This window comes from Arthrobacter sp. Sr24, assembly GCF_054511175.1.
This window is the reverse complement of sequence record NZ_JBTNDB010000023.1, coordinates 18,250-34,327: the sequence shown is the minus strand read 5'-3', so window position 1 is coordinate 34,327 and position 16,078 is coordinate 18,250. Positions and strand designations below refer to the sequence as shown.

General features: G+C 59.1%; 15 protein-coding genes, 2 tRNA genes and 1 riboswitch. All 17 genes read left to right on the top strand.

Annotated elements, in window-relative coordinates; all coding sequences use genetic code 11:
• The first annotated feature begins 73 nt into the window (after positions 1-73).
• Positions 74-171: riboswitch (TPP riboswitch) on the top strand.
• Complete coding sequence (locus ACX80D_RS13990; protein WP_459323479.1) at positions 162-1,763, top strand: bifunctional hydroxymethylpyrimidine kinase/phosphomethylpyrimidine kinase; 1,602 nt, start codon at positions 162-164, stop codon at positions 1,761-1,763. (Overlaps the previous riboswitch by 10 nt.)
• Before the next feature lie 399 nt (positions 1,764-2,162).
• On the top strand, positions 2,163-2,471 hold the full coding sequence (rplU, locus tag ACX80D_RS13985; RefSeq protein ID WP_110106340.1) for a 50S ribosomal protein L21: 309 nt from the start codon (positions 2,163-2,165) through the stop codon (positions 2,469-2,471).
• A 60-nt stretch (positions 2,472-2,531) separates the two neighbouring features.
• Positions 2,532-2,789 carry a 50S ribosomal protein L27 gene (gene rpmA / locus ACX80D_RS13980; RefSeq protein WP_038462850.1) on the top strand — a complete coding sequence of 86 codons (258 nt, stop codon included), beginning with the start codon at positions 2,532-2,534 and terminating at the stop codon, positions 2,787-2,789.
• 172 nt (positions 2,790-2,961) lie between these two features.
• Positions 2,962-4,578: a GTPase ObgE gene (gene obgE / locus ACX80D_RS13975; protein WP_459323477.1), complete on the top strand. Its 1,617-nt coding sequence runs from the start codon at positions 2,962-2,964 to the stop codon at positions 4,576-4,578.
• Positions 4,578-5,729, top strand: coding sequence for a glutamate 5-kinase (gene proB, locus ACX80D_RS13970; RefSeq protein ID WP_459323475.1), 1,152 nt, complete (start codon positions 4,578-4,580; stop codon positions 5,727-5,729). The genes obgE and proB overlap by 1 nt, the downstream gene beginning before the upstream one ends.
• 88 nt (positions 5,730-5,817) lie before the next feature.
• Positions 5,818-7,098 carry a glutamate-5-semialdehyde dehydrogenase gene (locus ACX80D_RS13965; RefSeq protein WP_459323473.1) on the top strand — a complete coding sequence of 427 codons (1,281 nt, stop codon included), beginning with the start codon at positions 5,818-5,820 and terminating at the stop codon, positions 7,096-7,098.
• Between the two features lie 179 nt (positions 7,099-7,277).
• Positions 7,278-7,523 (top strand): hypothetical protein, encoded by a 246-nt coding sequence (locus tag ACX80D_RS13960; protein ID WP_459323471.1) that lies wholly within the window; start codon positions 7,278-7,280, stop codon positions 7,521-7,523.
• Positions 7,456-8,199: a nicotinate-nucleotide adenylyltransferase gene (gene nadD / locus ACX80D_RS13955; protein WP_459323469.1), complete on the top strand. Its 744-nt coding sequence runs from the start codon at positions 7,456-7,458 to the stop codon at positions 8,197-8,199. The genes ACX80D_RS13960 and nadD overlap by 68 nt, the downstream gene beginning before the upstream one ends.
• Positions 8,199-9,914 carry a hypothetical protein gene (locus ACX80D_RS13950; protein WP_459323467.1) on the top strand — a complete coding sequence of 572 codons (1,716 nt, stop codon included), beginning with the start codon at positions 8,199-8,201 and terminating at the stop codon, positions 9,912-9,914. Before nadD ends, ACX80D_RS13950 begins: the two co-directional genes overlap by 1 nt.
• Positions 9,915-9,941: 27 nt before the next feature.
• Entirely contained in the window at positions 9,942-10,406 is a 465-nt protein-coding gene (rsfS, locus tag ACX80D_RS13945; protein ID WP_459323465.1) for a ribosome silencing factor, read from the top strand.
• A gap of 46 nt (positions 10,407-10,452) precedes the next feature.
• Positions 10,453-11,220 (top strand): histidine phosphatase family protein, encoded by a 768-nt coding sequence (locus ACX80D_RS13940; protein WP_459323464.1) that lies wholly within the window; start codon positions 10,453-10,455, stop codon positions 11,218-11,220.
• Between the two features lie 152 nt (positions 11,221-11,372).
• Positions 11,373-11,448 (top strand) — tRNA-Ala (locus ACX80D_RS13935).
• Between the two features lie 59 nt (positions 11,449-11,507).
• Positions 11,508-11,583 (top strand) — tRNA-Ala (locus ACX80D_RS13930).
• A gap of 262 nt (positions 11,584-11,845) precedes the next feature.
• Positions 11,846-12,571 carry a FadR/GntR family transcriptional regulator gene (locus ACX80D_RS13925; protein WP_459323462.1) on the top strand — a complete coding sequence of 242 codons (726 nt, stop codon included), beginning with the start codon at positions 11,846-11,848 and terminating at the stop codon, positions 12,569-12,571.
• A 127-nt stretch (positions 12,572-12,698) separates the two neighbouring features.
• Positions 12,699-13,055: a YchJ family protein gene (locus tag ACX80D_RS13920; RefSeq protein ID WP_459323460.1), complete on the top strand. Its 357-nt coding sequence runs from the start codon at positions 12,699-12,701 to the stop codon at positions 13,053-13,055.
• A gap of 346 nt (positions 13,056-13,401) precedes the next feature.
• Positions 13,402-14,565 carry a class I SAM-dependent methyltransferase gene (locus ACX80D_RS13915; RefSeq protein ID WP_459323458.1) on the top strand — a complete coding sequence of 388 codons (1,164 nt, stop codon included), beginning with the start codon at positions 13,402-13,404 and terminating at the stop codon, positions 14,563-14,565.
• Between the two features lie 173 nt (positions 14,566-14,738).
• Positions 14,739-16,004 carry an ROK family protein gene (locus ACX80D_RS13910; protein ID WP_459323456.1) on the top strand — a complete coding sequence of 422 codons (1,266 nt, stop codon included), beginning with the start codon at positions 14,739-14,741 and terminating at the stop codon, positions 16,002-16,004.
• Positions 16,005-16,078: the final 74 nt, after the last annotated feature.

The following is a 16,078-nucleotide window of genomic DNA, read 5'->3' as shown; positions in this document are numbered from 1 at the left end:
TGACACGAAAAGCATGTTTTGTGTCGCTGTTGCGGGTCATTTTTCGTTGCGGGACCTGGCGCAGGTTAGGGTTGGTGGCGACACGGGGTGCCAGGCTACAGAGCCGGCTGAGACAATACCCGTTGAACCTGTCCGGTTAGCACCGGCGAAGGGATGTCCTGATGAACACGACTGCACTTTTTCCAGCCGACTTTCCACCTGCGTCTCCAGCTGTTAGCCCAGTTGTCAGCATTTCCGCCGAACAAGCGACTCAGCGGGTAAAACATCCGCGTGTACTGAGTATTGCCGGCTCCGATCCTTCGGGTGGGGCCGGAATCCAAGCAGATATCAAAGCCATTTCCGCTCATGGCGGCTATGCTATGGCAGCCATCACAGCACTCACCGCCCAAAATACGGTAGGAGTACACGGCGTCCTTATACCGCCGGCAGAATTCCTCACCGCCCAGCTGGATGCAGTGTCGGCAGACATCACCCTTGACGCCGTGAAAATCGGCATGTTGGGTTCCGCTGAGGTGATGGTTGCGGTAGGGGAGTGGCTGGAGCGAACCCGGCCTCCCGTCGTCGTACTTGATCCGGTGATGGTGGCCACCAGTGGAGACTCACTCATGGACAAGGAAGCACTCACCGTCATGCTGACCTTGCTGGCGCAGGTGCACCTGGTTACTCCGAACATTCCTGAATTGGGAGTTTTACTGGGCCAAACTGCGGCGACAAGCTGGGATGCGGCCATCGCCCAGGGCCAGGAACTAGCGGCCACGCATGAGCTGCGGGTACTGGTCAAGGGCGGGCACCTCACTGGTGCCGACTGCCCGGACGCGCTGATCTTCCCGAATGGGACGGTGCGCGAGTTCTATGCTGCGCGGATTGACACAGCCAACACGCACGGCACGGGGTGCTCGCTCTCAGCGGCTGTCGCGACGCTGCAGGCCCAGTCCGGTGATTGGGCAACCAGCGTTGAGCGCGCCAAGGAATGGCTTGGCAACGCACTGGAGACCTCCCATGAGCTGAGGGTGGGAAGCGGTCCGGGACCCGTCAACCACCTGCACGAACTATGGGCCAGTGCTGCTCCCCGCGCGAAAAGCTTCAGTAGAAAACTGTGGCAGGACTGCGCTGGGCAGCGGGCCGCCATAGCCTCGCTGGACTTCATCAAAGAACTTGCGGCAGGAACGCTCACGCGCCACCACTTTGCCTACTATCTGGCCCAGGATGCTCTCTACCTCGGTACCTATTCACGAGTGCTGGCCAAAGCTAGTGCCTTGGCGCCCAACGAGACGGAGCAGAAGTTCTGGGCCGCCGGGGCGCAGAACTGCCTGGAGGTGGAGATGTCGCTGCACCGAGACTGGCTCAGCCATTACCCGGCAGAGCCGGAAGCGGCGATGAGGCAAGGCCCCGTCACCAAGCACTACGTTGACCATTTACAGGCGGTGGCCTTCTCCGGCAGCTACGCCGAGGTGGTAGCCGCAGTTCTTCCTTGCTACTGGTTGTATGCAGAGGTGGGGCGCGTTTTATATGCCGACTACTTCAACTTCTCTGGCGAGCACCCCTACGGGACGTGGTTGCAGACCTATGCCTCTGATGAATTCGCGCAGGCGACCGAGACTGCCATCAGCATTCTGGACGCAGCGGCCCGGCGCGGTTCGGCACGGGAGAGGGCAGGAATGGAGGTGGCCTTCGCCCATTCGGCACAGTATGAGGTGGACTTCTTCGCCGCACCCCACGCCCATGTAACCCATCCACAGCAGCTACCGAGCAGTGCTGGGTGATTAACACCACCTGTCCGTGGGTAAAAATACGGCGAGTCCTGCCCCTAAATGCTCTTTTAGTTCCAGAGTCGCGCTAAAGTGGCTTAGTGCGGTTCTACTGATCGTTGCAGCTAAAGGTGAAATCTTCGATTCCATCTGAGGCCGCACGGATCAAAGAACCAGTCTCATTTGCCCCCGGAGCCAGAATTAGCGTATTCTTGATCTTCGGTGCTTACGCCAACACCTAGGGCAACCACTCCATGGTAGAACTCCATTGAGGTCCACGGCGTTGAGGCACATAGTATGCACCCCGCGCTGGTTCAATTTTTGAACTGCGGCGCATGCGGTTGGCAAGGGTTATATACGATCCAAGCCAGCATAAAAACTTTGTAATAAACGTCGAGAGAAGTGAGTTCCCCAGTGGTGTACGCGATTGTCCGCGCAGGCGGCCGTCAAGAAAAGGTTTCCGTAGGAGACCACGTGACCATGAACCGCGTCCCCGGTGGAGTCGGCAGCACATTTGAGCTGCCCGCCCTGCTGCTGGTTGATGGTGACAAGCTCACCACAGCCGCGAAGGACCTGGCTAATGTGAAGGTTACGGCTGAGAAGTTGGAGGATCTTCGTGGACCGAAGATCGTCATCCAGAAGTTCAAGAACAAGACCGGCTACAAGAAGCGTCAGGGTCACCGTCAGGAACTGTCCAAGGTCAAGATCACCTCAATCGCTTAATAAGCGCACTGACGGTTAGATCCTCTTAGATACTTTTAGTAAAAAGGCAGGCATTTTCAAATGGCACATAAAAAGGGTGCGAGTTCCACTCGCAACGGTCGCGACTCCAACGCTCAGTACCTGGGCGTAAAGCGCTTCGGCGGTCAGGTTGTCAAGGCTGGCGAAATCATCGTTCGCCAGCGCGGCACTCACTTCCACCCCGGCGTTAGCGTCGGCCGTGGCAAGGACGACACGCTGTTCGCATTGGACGCAGGCGCAGTCGAGTTCGGCACACGTCGTGGACGTCGTGTTGTAAACATCGTTGCAGCTGCGGTCTAATACCAAAGCTTTTGTCAGTGGAGCGGGCCGCATGGCTCGCTCCACTGGCTTTTAACACAGCGTGAATTTTAGATAGTTTCATCTAGTTTCATACACGGGCCGGCATCAGGCCCCAGTCCCGTCCGGGACTAGAATTAGTGCGAAAAAGTAAGTTCTATTCAAGGAGATTTCAGTGGCCAGCTTTGTTGACCGGGTTGTTCTGCACGTATCCGGCGGGACTGGCGGCCACGGCTGCGTCTCAGTTCATAGCGAAAAATTCAAGCCTTTGGGCGGGCCCGACGGCGGCAAGGGCGGCGACGGCGGTAGCGTCATCTTCCGTGTCAGCGACCAGACGACCACTTTGCTGGATTTCCATCACGCACCTCACCGCCGCGGCGGCAACGGCCAGCCCGGCATGGGTGACTGGCGTGACGGCAAGGACGGGGCTTCCCTGATCCTTGACGTTCCCGATGGCACGGTCATCAAAGACAAGGAAGGCAATGTCCTTGCCGACCTGGTGGGCATCGGCACAGAATACGTCGCTGCCTCAGGTGGCCCAGGCGGGCTCGGCAACAACGCCCTTTCCTCGCTCAAGCGCAAGGCCCCGGGCTTTGCCCTGTTGGGTATTGAAGGCACTGAGGCTGACATTGTTCTTGAGCTGAAGTCCATTGCCGACATCGCCTTGGTGGGTTTCCCCTCCGCCGGCAAGTCCAGCCTCATCGCCGCCATGTCAGCGGCTCGGCCCAAGATTGCCGACTACCCCTTCACCACCCTGATTCCTAACCTAGGCGTTGTCCAGGCTGGTGACGTTCGCTTCACCATGGCCGATGTGCCCGGCCTCATCGAGGGCGCCAGCGAAGGTAAGGGTCTAGGTCACAACTTCTTACGTCACGTTGAGCGTTGCGCAGCGATTGTGCACGTCTTGGACTGTGCAGCTCTGGAGGTAGACCGCGATCCCATCAGCGACCTGGCCACCATTGAGCGCGAACTTGACCGCTACGACGTCGATATGAGCTACGCAGGAACTGACGGAGACGTGGTTCCCCTGAACGCCCGCCCCCGCCTTATTGCACTGAACAAGGTGGATTCACCGGACGGCCGCGACATGGCCGGATTTGTACGGGCTGACTTGGAAGAGCGCGGCTACCGTGTCTTTGAAGTCTCCGCGGCAAGCCATGAGGGTCTGAAGCAGCTTGGTTTTGCAATGGCAGAAATTGTCATGGCAGCACGCAAGGCCGTTGCTGATGCCCCCGCAAAGGCCACCCCGGTGGTTCTGCGGCCCCGCGCCATTAACGAATCTTCCTTCACCATTCACCGTGAAGAGCGCAACCTCGCACCGTTGTTCCGGGTTCGCGGCGAAAAGCCGGAACGTTGGGTAGCCCAGACCGATTTCCAAAATGAGGAAGCGATTGGTTACCTGGCAGACCGTCTGGCGAAGGCCGGCGTCGAGAAGGAACTCTTCAGGATCGGTGCCACTCCCGGGGATACCGTGGTCATCGGCGGTGACAATGGCATGATCTTCGATTGGGAGCCCACTATGATGGGTGGCGCCGAGCACCTCGCTGCACCGCGCGGCACTGACTTGCGCTTGCTGGATCTGGGTGACCGCCCCACGCGTTCGCAGAAGCGTCAGGAGCAGCAGGATCGCCGTGATGCCAAGGCTGCCACTCGTGCTGAAATGGCTGCCGAGCGGAATGCGGGTATCTGGACCGAGCTCAGCGACAACAGCGCTGCTAGCAAGGCACATAGCATGGCAGCAGAGCTGGCTGCTGAAGGCGCCTCTGACGAGACAGGTGCAGCGCAGGACTAATGGGAACTACGGGGCAGGACCAGGTGGGCTCAGTTACCTCACGCAGCCAGATGGCCACGGCTGCTCGCATCGTTGTCAAAGTTGGCTCATCGTCACTGACCTCTGTTGCGGGTGGTATCTCCGAGGAGGCGCTGAAGAAGCTGGTGGCTGTGTTGGCGCAGCGCCAGCTTGCTGGCACTGAAATCATCCTGGTTTCCTCAGGTGCTATCTCTGCTGGGCTGTTGCCATTGGGACTCGCCAAGAGACCCAAAGACTTGGCTACCCAGCAGGCTGCCGCGAGTGTGGGCCAAGGCCTGCTGATGGCGCATTACAATCGGGCGTTCATCTCCCACGGCGTTACCGCGTCACAGGTGCTTTTGACAGCTGAAGATCTTTCGCGGCGGCATCAGTACGTCAACGCACACCGTGCCTTGGAGCGTTTGTTGCACTTGGGTGTGGTGCCGATCGTCAACGAGAACGACACTGTCGCCACGCATGAAATCCGGTTCGGGGACAACGACAGACTCGCCGCTTTGGTGGCGCACCTGGTCAAGGCTGATGCGCTGGTACTGCTCTCCGACGTGGACTCTCTCTATGATGGTCCGCCCTCAGAAGGGGCCACCCGCATCAGTGTTGTGGATTCTCCCGAGGATCTTGAAGGCATCGTCATTGGCAGCGCAGGTAAGGCCGGAGTTGGTACCGGGGGGATGGCCACCAAGGTTCAGGCGGCCATGATCGCTGCTGAAACCGGCATCCCGGCCTTGGTTACTTCCACGGACCAAGCAGCACAGGCACTGGCTGGTGAAGACGTTGGCACCTGGTTTGGTATCAACGGCAACAGGCGTCCGGTCCGCATGCTCTGGCTGGCACACCTTGCGGATATTCGGGGCCGCCTAGTACTGGACGACGGCGCCGTGCGGGCTGTGGGGGAACGGAACAAGTCACTTCTGCCGGCCGGTATCACGTCCGTAACAGGAGACTTTGATGCAGGCGATGCTGTTGAGATCAGTGACTCACAAGGTAAGGTTTTTGCCCACGGTCTGGTCAATTACCGGCATTCGGACCTGCCGCAAATGCTGGGACGGTCAACGAAATCGTTGGCGAAGGAACTTGGGAGCGAGTTTGAGCGCGTAGTGGTTCACGTTGACGATCTGGTACTCCTCACTAGCTGACTACTAGCTATTTTAGGCCGATCCTCCTGCTGAACTGGTTGAGGGCGCCATCACAGCGCCCTGTGCCCGGGTACCTTAGACTTGGGGTATGACCGAGCAGATTGTTGAACTTGATATCGCCGCAGACGTTCGGGCGATCACCGACCGCGCCCGCAGGGCCTCCCGCCGCATGGCCGCAGCAAACCGTGCATGGAAGGACAAAGGGCTGCGGGCTATGGCCAAAGCCCTCTTGGCCAGCCAGGACAGTATCTTGGCCGCCAACGCCAAAGATGTGGCCGCTGGAAAAGAAAACGGTACCTCAACTCCCATGCTCGATCGACTGACCTTGACCAAGCCCCGCATGCAGGGCTTGGCCGATGCACTCGAGAACCTGGCCTCGTTGCCAGATCCCGTGGGCAACGTAGTGCGTGGTCAAACGCTGCCCAATGGGCTGCGCATGCGCCAGATCAACGTGCCCATGGGTGTTGTGGCCGCCATCTACGAGGCCCGTCCCAACGTGACTGTGGACATTGCCGGATTGGCGCTCAAGAGCGGAAACGCCGTCATCCTGCGCGGTGGCACCGCTGCTGCCAATACCAACAAAGCACTTTTGAGCATCCTGCGCGAGGCGCTTGATTCAGTGGGTCTGCCCGCGGACGCCGTTCAATCGGTGGATCAGTTCGGCCGTGAGGGGGCCAATCTGATTATGAAGGCCCGCGGTGCCGTAGACGTGCTGATTCCCCGAGGTGGACGTGAGCTTATCCAAACTGTGGTCAATAATTCTTCGGTCCCCGTCATTGAAACAGGGGAGGGGAACGTTCATATCTTCATTGATGCCAGTGCGCAGGAGGAGATGAGCGTGGATATTTTGCTCAACGCCAAAACCCAACGCCCCAGCGTCTGCAATACCGTGGAAACTTTGCTGGTCCACAAGGACAGTAAGGTGCTCTCAGCGGTACTTTCGGCTCTGGCTAGGTCTGGGGTCCGGTTACACGTTGACGAACGGATCCAGGCTGTGCTGCCTGCAGGCGTCACTGCGGACCTGGCCACTGATGAAGACTGGGCCACGGAATACATGGACTTGGACTTGGCAGTGAAAATGGTGGATTCCATGGATGAAGCCATCCAACACATTCGCACGTGGAGCACGGGACACACCGAAGCAATCCTGACTAACGATTTGGGTAATGCGGAAAAATTCATTGCACAGATTGATTCCGCAGCTGTGATTGTCAATGCCAGTACGCGGTTCACTGATGGAGGTGAGCTGGGGTTGGGTGCAGAAGTTGGCATCTCCACACAAAAACTCCATGCCCGTGGACCCATGGGCTTGACCGAACTGACCACAACCAAGTGGATCGTTCAGGGCGAAGGTCAAGTCCGCGGCTGACCGCCTGTTGATGTGTGACTAACCACGTATGCTCCCTAGAATCGCCGTGCTGTGGCGCACGCGGCGCGGTCGGTGCCGCCGAGCATGCCGATTGCACGTACCATTAGAGGGAATACACGCACTAATTTGGCTAGGGATGGCGAGATAACCGCCCGGCCACGTACCCAAGGGGAGAAATAATGCTGACCCAGCTTGCCGGCGTCGTACTTGCTGCTACAGAAGAACACGAACTTGCGCCACTGATTGCGCCGCCGTTTGTGATTGGTGGCATCATGCTAGCTGCGCTGCTGCTGCTGATGGTTGTCACGGTATCGTTCATGAACTTGGGCAACCGGCACGAGGCTGTTGAAGCCACGGATGATCCGCACCGCCAGCACACCAACAAGCACCTGCACGGCGACGACTCGGCGTCCTCCAATCACTGAGGAAACAACCCGGGTATCTTCACCTGAAGGTGCCCGGGGCCGTCTCCGGGTTGGAGTCATGGGTGGAACGTTTGATCCGATCCACCATGGTCACCTTGTCGCAGCTAGTGAGGTTGCGAGCGTTTTCAAACTTGATGAAGTAATTTTTGTTCCCACAGGCCAGCCTTGGCAAAAAGCCAAAGGCAAGGTCAGTGCCGCAGAGCACCGTTACTTGATGACAGTGATTGCCACGGCAGCCAATCCGCAGTTCACGGTCAGCCGGGTGGACATCGATCGTCCCGGGTTGACCTACACCATTGATACGCTGCGTGATCTGCGGAGGATGCGTCCTGAAGCGGACCTATTCTTCATCACTGGCGCCGATGCCATGGCCCAGATCATGTCTTGGAAAGACAGTGATGAGCTGTGGGACCTAGCGCATTTTGTTGGAGTGACCCGCCCAGGGCATGTGCTCGATGATGCGGGCCGCACCGATGTAAGTCTGCTAGAAGTGCCCGCGATGGCTATTTCTTCTACTGACTGCCGCAAGCGTGTGGCAGAGCTGAACCCCGTTTGGTACCTGGTCCCGGATGGTGTGGTGCAATATATTGCCAAGTATGGGCTGTACCTGAAGCCCGTAAAAGATGCCGGCGCAGGTCTAGTGCCGGTGACTAAAGAGAACCGAATGAGTAAGTAATGAGCAAGGAAACTGAGCCGATTCGAAGCCGCAGGCAACTGCGCGAACAATCCGCGCACACCACAGGTGCCCCGGGAGTCCCCGCGGTGCCTGTTAGCAGTGCACCTGTTTCGCCAGCCCCAGCTGCTCCAGCACAAACTCCCCAGGATTCAGAAGCTCTCCCGTTAACGGCCCCGCCGTTAACTGCCCCGCAGCGCGAACGAGATTCTCAGATTCGTGCCCGCGACCGTGCGGCCTTACGCGCCTACAAAGGGCTCATTGATCCCCCCGAACCGAGCCCCCTGCCCTCACGCAAAGCGCTGAGGCAAGCCCAGCTCGAAGCCGAACGCGCCCCCATCACTGCCGTCAACCCGGTTGTATCGTTGACTGCAACGGCGAAGAAGAGCGCTGCTGGACCCGAGACCGTGCAGGGGCCCGCCGTGGTGCTGCCCAAGGTTGCAAGCTCGGACACTCCAGCTGGCAGTCCTGCAAGCGACCCTATCCAAGGGGCCGCCTCTGAGGTCCCTATGATCGCTCCGACACCGGCGGTGACTCCTACCTCAGCTACGGTACCGAGGCTGCGGACCCGGCCAGGTCGTCGCGCTGCGCCGGTGCCCGCCGATAAATATGTCGGTGGAACTGCGCCCGTAGACGCTGAGGGCACTGCTGTGCCTGGAACTGCCGAATCGTCGGCGGCGCCTGCGGCACCTCGCAAGCTACCAAACCCTCCGGCGAGCAAACCGGGTAATGCCCCGAGGATTGCTGGGGAAACTCAAGTCGCAACCGGAGCCGGTACCGGATCCGCAACCGTAGCCGGAGCGGTTGAGGGCGTAGCTGAAATTGCGGCACCCGAGAACGCTGCAGCTCTCGGTGCTGTCCCTGACGGCGGCGTCGTTGACAGCGATGCCCGTGTGACCCCTCTGCCCGAGCTGGTCCCCGGTGGAAGTTACTATCCAGTTACTGCTGGGCCACCAGTAGCACCGGGACCCGAACAGCTAGCGGCACTGGCAGTAAAGCGGGCAGACGCCGAACGGGCAGCGATTTTGGCTCAACGGGCTCAGGCCCGTGAACGGTTGGCACAGGAAAACGTCAAGAACCGCCGCCCGCCAGCTGATCCTACGGCGACGAATAACCTGGCCATGGTCACTCCCATGGAATTCATTGACGTTCCCGGTAGCGAACGGCCCATGATGCGGCCGCCGACTACCACGCATGTGCCCATCGTGACACGGTCCACACCCCGCCAGTCGCCAGCCACCCCCGCGCCGGCGTCGACGCCGACGTCGGCATCGGCGAAAGCATCGCCCGTTCCGAATATCAATGCGGAGCGCTTCGATGCTGCTGTAGCTGCGCGTGCCAGTCACCGTCCCGGCCCGGGCAAACGTCCGTTGACTGGCGGCCGTAGCAGCACACTCAAACGCGCAGAGGCCATGGCCGCAGTGGAGCAGGTTGCTCCTGCCGCTTTCCCAACCGCTCAGCCAGAACGTGCAGTCGTTGAGCCAGCAAGTGCAATAGCTGAGCCGGAACAAGCAGTCCTTGAACCGGTTCCAGTCCAACGCTCGCAGATGCCGCCCATGCCAGCTGACTATGCCCACGGCATGGAACCGTTGGATGCCATGACGGCCGGCTTGCGGCGCACTCAGCGGAATCTCTTGATTCAGTGGGGCAGCATTATTCTCGGCGGTGCGGCTTTTGTCGCTGGCGCCATCATGGTCCTGACTAATATTCTTAACTAAGTTTTTACAACAATCAAAGGAACACCAGTGACAGCAACACAACAGTCCATTGACTTGGCACGCGCTGCGGCGCGGGCCGCATCGGACAAACTGGCCCAGGACGTGACGGCTATTGACGTCAGTGAGCGTCTGGCCATCACAGATATCTTCTTTATCGCTTCCGCGCCCACGGAGCGTCAGGTTAACGCCATCGTTGACGGGATCGAAGACGAGCTGCACAAGTTTGGTCTGCGCCCGGTGCGCCGCGAAGGTCGTTCAGGCGGACGCTGGGTCTTGCTTGACTACGCCGACATTGTGGTTCACGTCCAGCACGAAGAAGACCGTGTCTTCTATGCTCTGGAGCGCCTCTACGGTGAGTGCCCGGTCATTGACCTGCAGCTATCTGAGAGCGATCCCTCTGCTAACTCAGCTGGATCGGTTGAGTCAGGTACGGCCACAGAGTCCACAGACTCGAATGACGCAGCAGTGCCGGCCACACCGGCCGCGGAGTAACCACACCAAAAATCAGCACTCTGAATCGCTCCGTTGGGAGCTTTGGATGGGACATTATCAATTGATGGTCAACCACTCGCCTGGGCGTTCAGTCCTGCAGCCCGCCGGTCTACGCCGGCGGGTCATTTTTTGGCGTCACGGCCGAACCTCCTGGAATGCTGCTGGACGTTTCCAAGGTCAAAGTGACATTCCCCTAGATGAGGTTGGGATTTCGCAAGCTAGCCGAGCTGCCGCATTGCTGGCCGGCAAGCTTGGTTCGAGTAGCGCCCCCGAACACCCTGTACGCATCGTCTCGTCAGATCTTTCCCGCGCATTCTCCACGGCTCAGCAATTGGCGGCGCTGACTGGTGGAGCGGTACTAGTAGATCAGCGGCTGCGGGAAACCTATGGCGGGGAGTGGGAGGGTAAGACTTTTGCTGAAATTACCGCCACCTATCCCGAACAAATTAAATTGTGGCAGCGCGATGAGCCCGGTATCCGTGCGGGTGGGGGCGAGACCAGAAGTGAAGTGGCTCAACGGATGGTCGATGCCGTCCTTGATGCAGTGACCTCACTGCCAGACGGCGGCACCTTGGTCGTGACAACACACGGCGGAGCCACACGTGTTGCCCTGGCAAAATTACTGGGCCTACCGGAGTCGCTCTGGAGAACCCTCTCTGGGCTTTCCAATTGCCACTGGTCAGTGGTCGAAGCTTCGCAATCGGCCTTGGACGGAGCTGAAACTGGGCATTGGAGGTTGCTTGAGCACAACGTTGGAACACTGCCACAACCGTATGAAGCACCCGAAGATCTTGCCGAACCCGTAGAGGATTAGGCCCCTAGAACTCGCCGATTTGGCACTACGCCAAAACGTGTTCTAGGATAGACAGGTTGCTTCAGCCAAGACCGAAAGGTCAAGGAAAAAATAGCAACGTAACAAACAAGACCGAAAGGTCAAGGAAAAAATAGCAACGTAACAAAGTGTTTGGGGCTGTGGCGCAGCTGGTAGCGCACCTGCATGGCATGCAGGGGGTCAGGGGTTCGAGTCCCCTCAGCTCCACCAAACGCACCGAATGATGGAAACATTAATTCGGTGGTTTATAACTAAATATCAAAAGTTTTGGGGCTGTGGCGCAGCTGGTAGCGCACCTGCATGGCATGCAGGGGGTCAGGGGTTCGAGTCCCCTCAGCTCCACCAAAACAAAGTCCGGTCATCTACTCGTAGGTGGCCGGTTTTTTATGTGCCGCAACGACCTAAACTGCAGCTGATGCGACTCACCTTCTTCGAGACCTCAGGTTTGGCCCCTTGAAAGCGGGGGAAGGGGCCATACCTGAGGTCTCGAAGACTAGGGGTTAGCGGGTTAGCCGGTGTGGCCACGATTCTGAACCGGATCCGCACTACCGCGCCCCTAAGCGCCACTGATTCACCGTCTCCTCGCAGGTAGTGGAAGAATGATTGCGTGTCCACGCCAGAACCTGCCCCCATTCCCGCTGCCCGGAGTTACGAGGTGGTGCTCACCAGCATCGAAACTGACCTTCGCGAGGGAAAAATCAAGGTGGGGGATCATCTCCCTGGTGAGCGGGCGCTGGCCTTGACTCATGGAATCTCGCGCGCTTCCGTGCGTGACGCCATCCGAGTCCTTGACGTCATGGGTGTTGTCCGCGCTGGAGTGGGCTCGGGTCCGCAGTCGGGTACGGTGGTGATCGCCAATCCCATGGCAGGCCTAGCTGCCACGCTGCGACTCCATATGGCGACCAACCATTTTCCCGTGACAGACATTGTTCAAACCCGCATCATGATGGAGACGTGGGCGGCCGTGGAGGGTGCTGGGCGGCCTCGCAGTACCAGCCAGGAAGAATCGCTGCGAAAGCTCCTTGATGCCATGGACGCCCCCGATCTGGACAGGGAGGAATTCCATGTTTTGGACGCCGCCTTCCACGTGATGTTGAGCTCTCTCGCTGGTAATACGGTTATCACAGCCATGATGGAGTCCTTGCGCCAGGCCATTCAGAGCTATGTCAGTGCAGCCATAGACAACGACGCCATGTGGGATGGCATGGTTCCCTCATTGCGCGCTCAGCACAGTGAAATTCTGGCCGCAGTCCTGGCCGACGACGGCGTCCGCGCAGCCAGTGCGCTGAAGAACCACATCGAATGGTTCCACTCGCAAACTCACCCGATGTAATAGACGTCTTGAGCAAAAACCACAGTAAGAACAGAATCACCAACGAAAAGTAGAGATCATGAGAGTAGATAGCATGCGATGCCCGTGCAGTAGCGGGGAGTCATTCGGAAGTTGCTGTGCTCGCTACTTGGGCACGGAGAATGACGACGGCGTGGCCCTGGCGTTCCCGCCCACGGCCGAGGCGCTGATGCGCTCCCGTTTTAGCGCCTTCGCCCTCGGAGATGCTGATTACCTATTGCGCACCTGGCACCCGGACGAGCGCCCGGATTCGTTGGAATTGGACTCTGACCAGCAGTGGTACTTACTGGAAATTCTCGGTTCCACACGCGGTGGACCTTTTGATAATGACGGTGTGGTGAGCTTCCGCGCGCACTACCGCTCGTCAGTCAACCGCAAGCTGCGGGATTCCTTTAAGGAGACCAGCAGCTTCGTAAAAGTTGGCCAGCAATGGCTGTACGTCAAAGCCTTAGAGATCAATCCTTAGAGCTTTAGCAGTCTTCCTCTTCAGTTAGGTCGGGTTCTGTTTGAGGCGGTCCTACGTGAGATCCACCTGCTGAAACTGATGCGGCTTCGCGCTGGGCCAGCGCTCGGCCAGCACACGGCGGGCATGCAGGATCTCGCCCCTCATGAGCGGACCACGAAGTCTGTACCTGCCCTTTGATCAATCAATGGCATGGAAATTACACTCACTACCGCAGCCCGACGGCGGCCCTCACGGCGACGTACCTTTGACCTCGGGTGACTGCCTCCCTTCCCAGTCTGCTGTGATCCTGAATACCTCAATATAGGTAGCGACTTTTTGCTGAAAACCGGCACGGTAGAGTTGTCCGGTGGAGGAAAACAGCGGCAGTAGCGTACAGGGCAACACCTTTGATTTTGGGCAGTTGCGCAGGTTCCCTGACATTGAGGCGGAGAATCTGTTTGCCCATGACCCCACTGACGAACTGATCCTGAGCGAGGCGGCAACTGCCCTGGAGACGGCCGACGGCGGACATCTCGCCGTGGTGGGGGATCGATACGGCGCACTGACCCTGGCTGCTGCAACGGTCCACGGACTCGCTGGCGTGCGTGTCCATCAAGATGGGCTCTCTGGTGAACGGGCGCTGGCCGCCAATGCGGAGCGGGCAGGCCTGTCGGGAGAGTACACCTCGATGGCGCTCGGGCCAGAACTATTTGCTGATGCTGCGGTGGTGTTGTGGCAGCTGCCTCGGAGCCTTGAGGAGTTAGCCGAAGTAGCCGAGCTGATCAGCGCCCACGCCGCCCCAGACGTAGTGGTTTTTGCCGGCGGCCGCATCAAGCACATGACTCTGGCCATGAACACCGTTCTGGCGCAATACTTTTCTTCCGTTGTCCCCGGCCGGGCCTGGCGCAAGTCTCGCCCGTTGACCCTGGCTGGCCCCTTGAAGGAGAGGACGGCGTCGAGCTTTCCCAAGCGGGAATTCCATGCCGACGCCGGGTTCTGGTTGTGCGCCCATGGGGCAACTTTTGGCGGAACGAAAATGGATATCGGCACCCGTTTCCTGCTCGAATTCATTCCTGAAATGCGTCCGGACGCCGCTGTAGCCATTGATCTGGGTTGTGGCAATGGAACCATTTCCGCTGCTTTGGCGAAGGCTCGGCCAAAGTTGTCTGTTCTGGCTTCTGATCAGTCAGCGGCGGCGGTGGCTTCCACGGAAGCGACAGCGTTGGCTAACGGCCTAGCTGACCGCATAGAGGTGGTCCGCGATGACGCGCTGGCTGGATTTGCCTCAGCTTCAGCCGGATTGATAGTCCTCAACCCGCCCTTCCACGTCGGGGCCACGGTCCATGCGGGGATTGCGCACAAGCTCTTTGCCGCGGCCGCCCGAGTGTTGGCCCCGGGAGGTGAGCTGTGGTGCGTATACAACCGCCATCTGGACTACCGGGGAGCTCTGGAGAAAGTGGTGGGACCGACGCGTGTTGCAGGACGGAACAGCAAATTCACGGTCACGGTTTCCACCAAAGCTCAACCGTAGATAGTCTGAATCACCCAGAGCCTGAACGGGGAGTAGAACTCAGGGCCCTTGGCCCGCCGTGGCGTGCACAACTCTCCGCCCGCTGAGATGTAATCTGACAGCTGGGGAATGGTGGGGGACAGCATTGTCCAGGATGCTGGTAAGCAACAATCAGTGATCGTCTCAAGGAGAAAATGTTGGGTGTTCCCGATATGGTGGTGCCGCAGCGCCGCCGCGGCACAAATCTGCCCAAGATGGGTGGTTTCAACCAGGCCGTAATCCTGGACTCCATCAGGCGCTCCGAGGAGGGGCTGAGCCGGGTTGAACTGGCCGCCTCGGCAGGTTTGGCCGCACAAACGGTATCCAACATTTGCCGCCGCCTGCTCGATACCGGGCTCATTATGGAAGCCGGCAAAGAGACCTCAGGTCCCGGCAAACCCCGTACTATTTTACGTCTGAACCCCCAAGGTATGTATGCCATCGGCATTCACATAGACCCGACCTTGACCAGTTACGCCTTGTTGGACGCTGTGGGCACCGTTCTGATCTCAATTGACGAACCCACCGATCTTTGCAGCCCGCCAGAACAGGCGGTCGCCGCCATGGGCGGACAAATTCGTCAGATTATTGCCGAGTCCGGAATTCCTGAGCAAAGAATTGCAGGGGTGGGAGTTGCCACCCCAGGCCCCGTGGATGCCAGCAGCGGAACAGTGGTTGACCCGCCGCACATGCCTGGATGGAACAGGGTTCCTGTCCGCGATATTTTGCGCGAAACAACGGGGCTGCCAGTGGTCATGGACAAGGACGTCACCGCCTCTGCCGTAGCTGAGCTGTGGGCCGGTGCAGATGCCAGCGCCACTGATTTTGTCTTTGTGTACATTGGCACAGGTATCGGCGCAGGCTTGGTGCTCAATGACGAAGTGGTTCGTGGTTCCTCGGGAAACGTGGGCGAGATCGGCCACATCATCACCGACCCCGACGGTCCGCCGTGCGATTGCGGGCGGCGTGGTTGCGTCAAGGTCACCTGCATGCCCGAAACCCTTGTGGCACAGGCCCGTGCGCTGGGAGCACTTCCTGCTCTCGCCGAAGGGGAAGCCCAGTCTCTGCCTGATGACATGGCGGCACTGGCGGAGGCCGCTGTTGCTGGTAACACGGGAGCTCAAGATGTGCTGACGCAATCGGCCCAGCGGTTGGCAGGTGCAGTGTCAGTGTTGACGAACCTGTTGGATGTGGATCGGGTGGTTTTTGGTGGCCCGTTCTGGCCCGCTCTGGCACCCACCTACTTGGCTCAGATGCCCGCTCTGTTGACTGGCCTCAGCGTCACGAGTTGCGTTCATTCGGTGGACGTTGTCGGAACCATAGTAAATTCCGGGGAGGAAGCCTTCGGGGCGGCCTGCCTTGTGATGGAAAATGCGTTCAGTCCCAAGGCCGCTCAACTATTGCTGGACTCCAAGGCCTAGCCGAGAGCCAGTTTAGCCCAGCGACTACCCAGCCCAACGCTGATCAGGCCCGCTACCTGTACCCGCGAAAAACT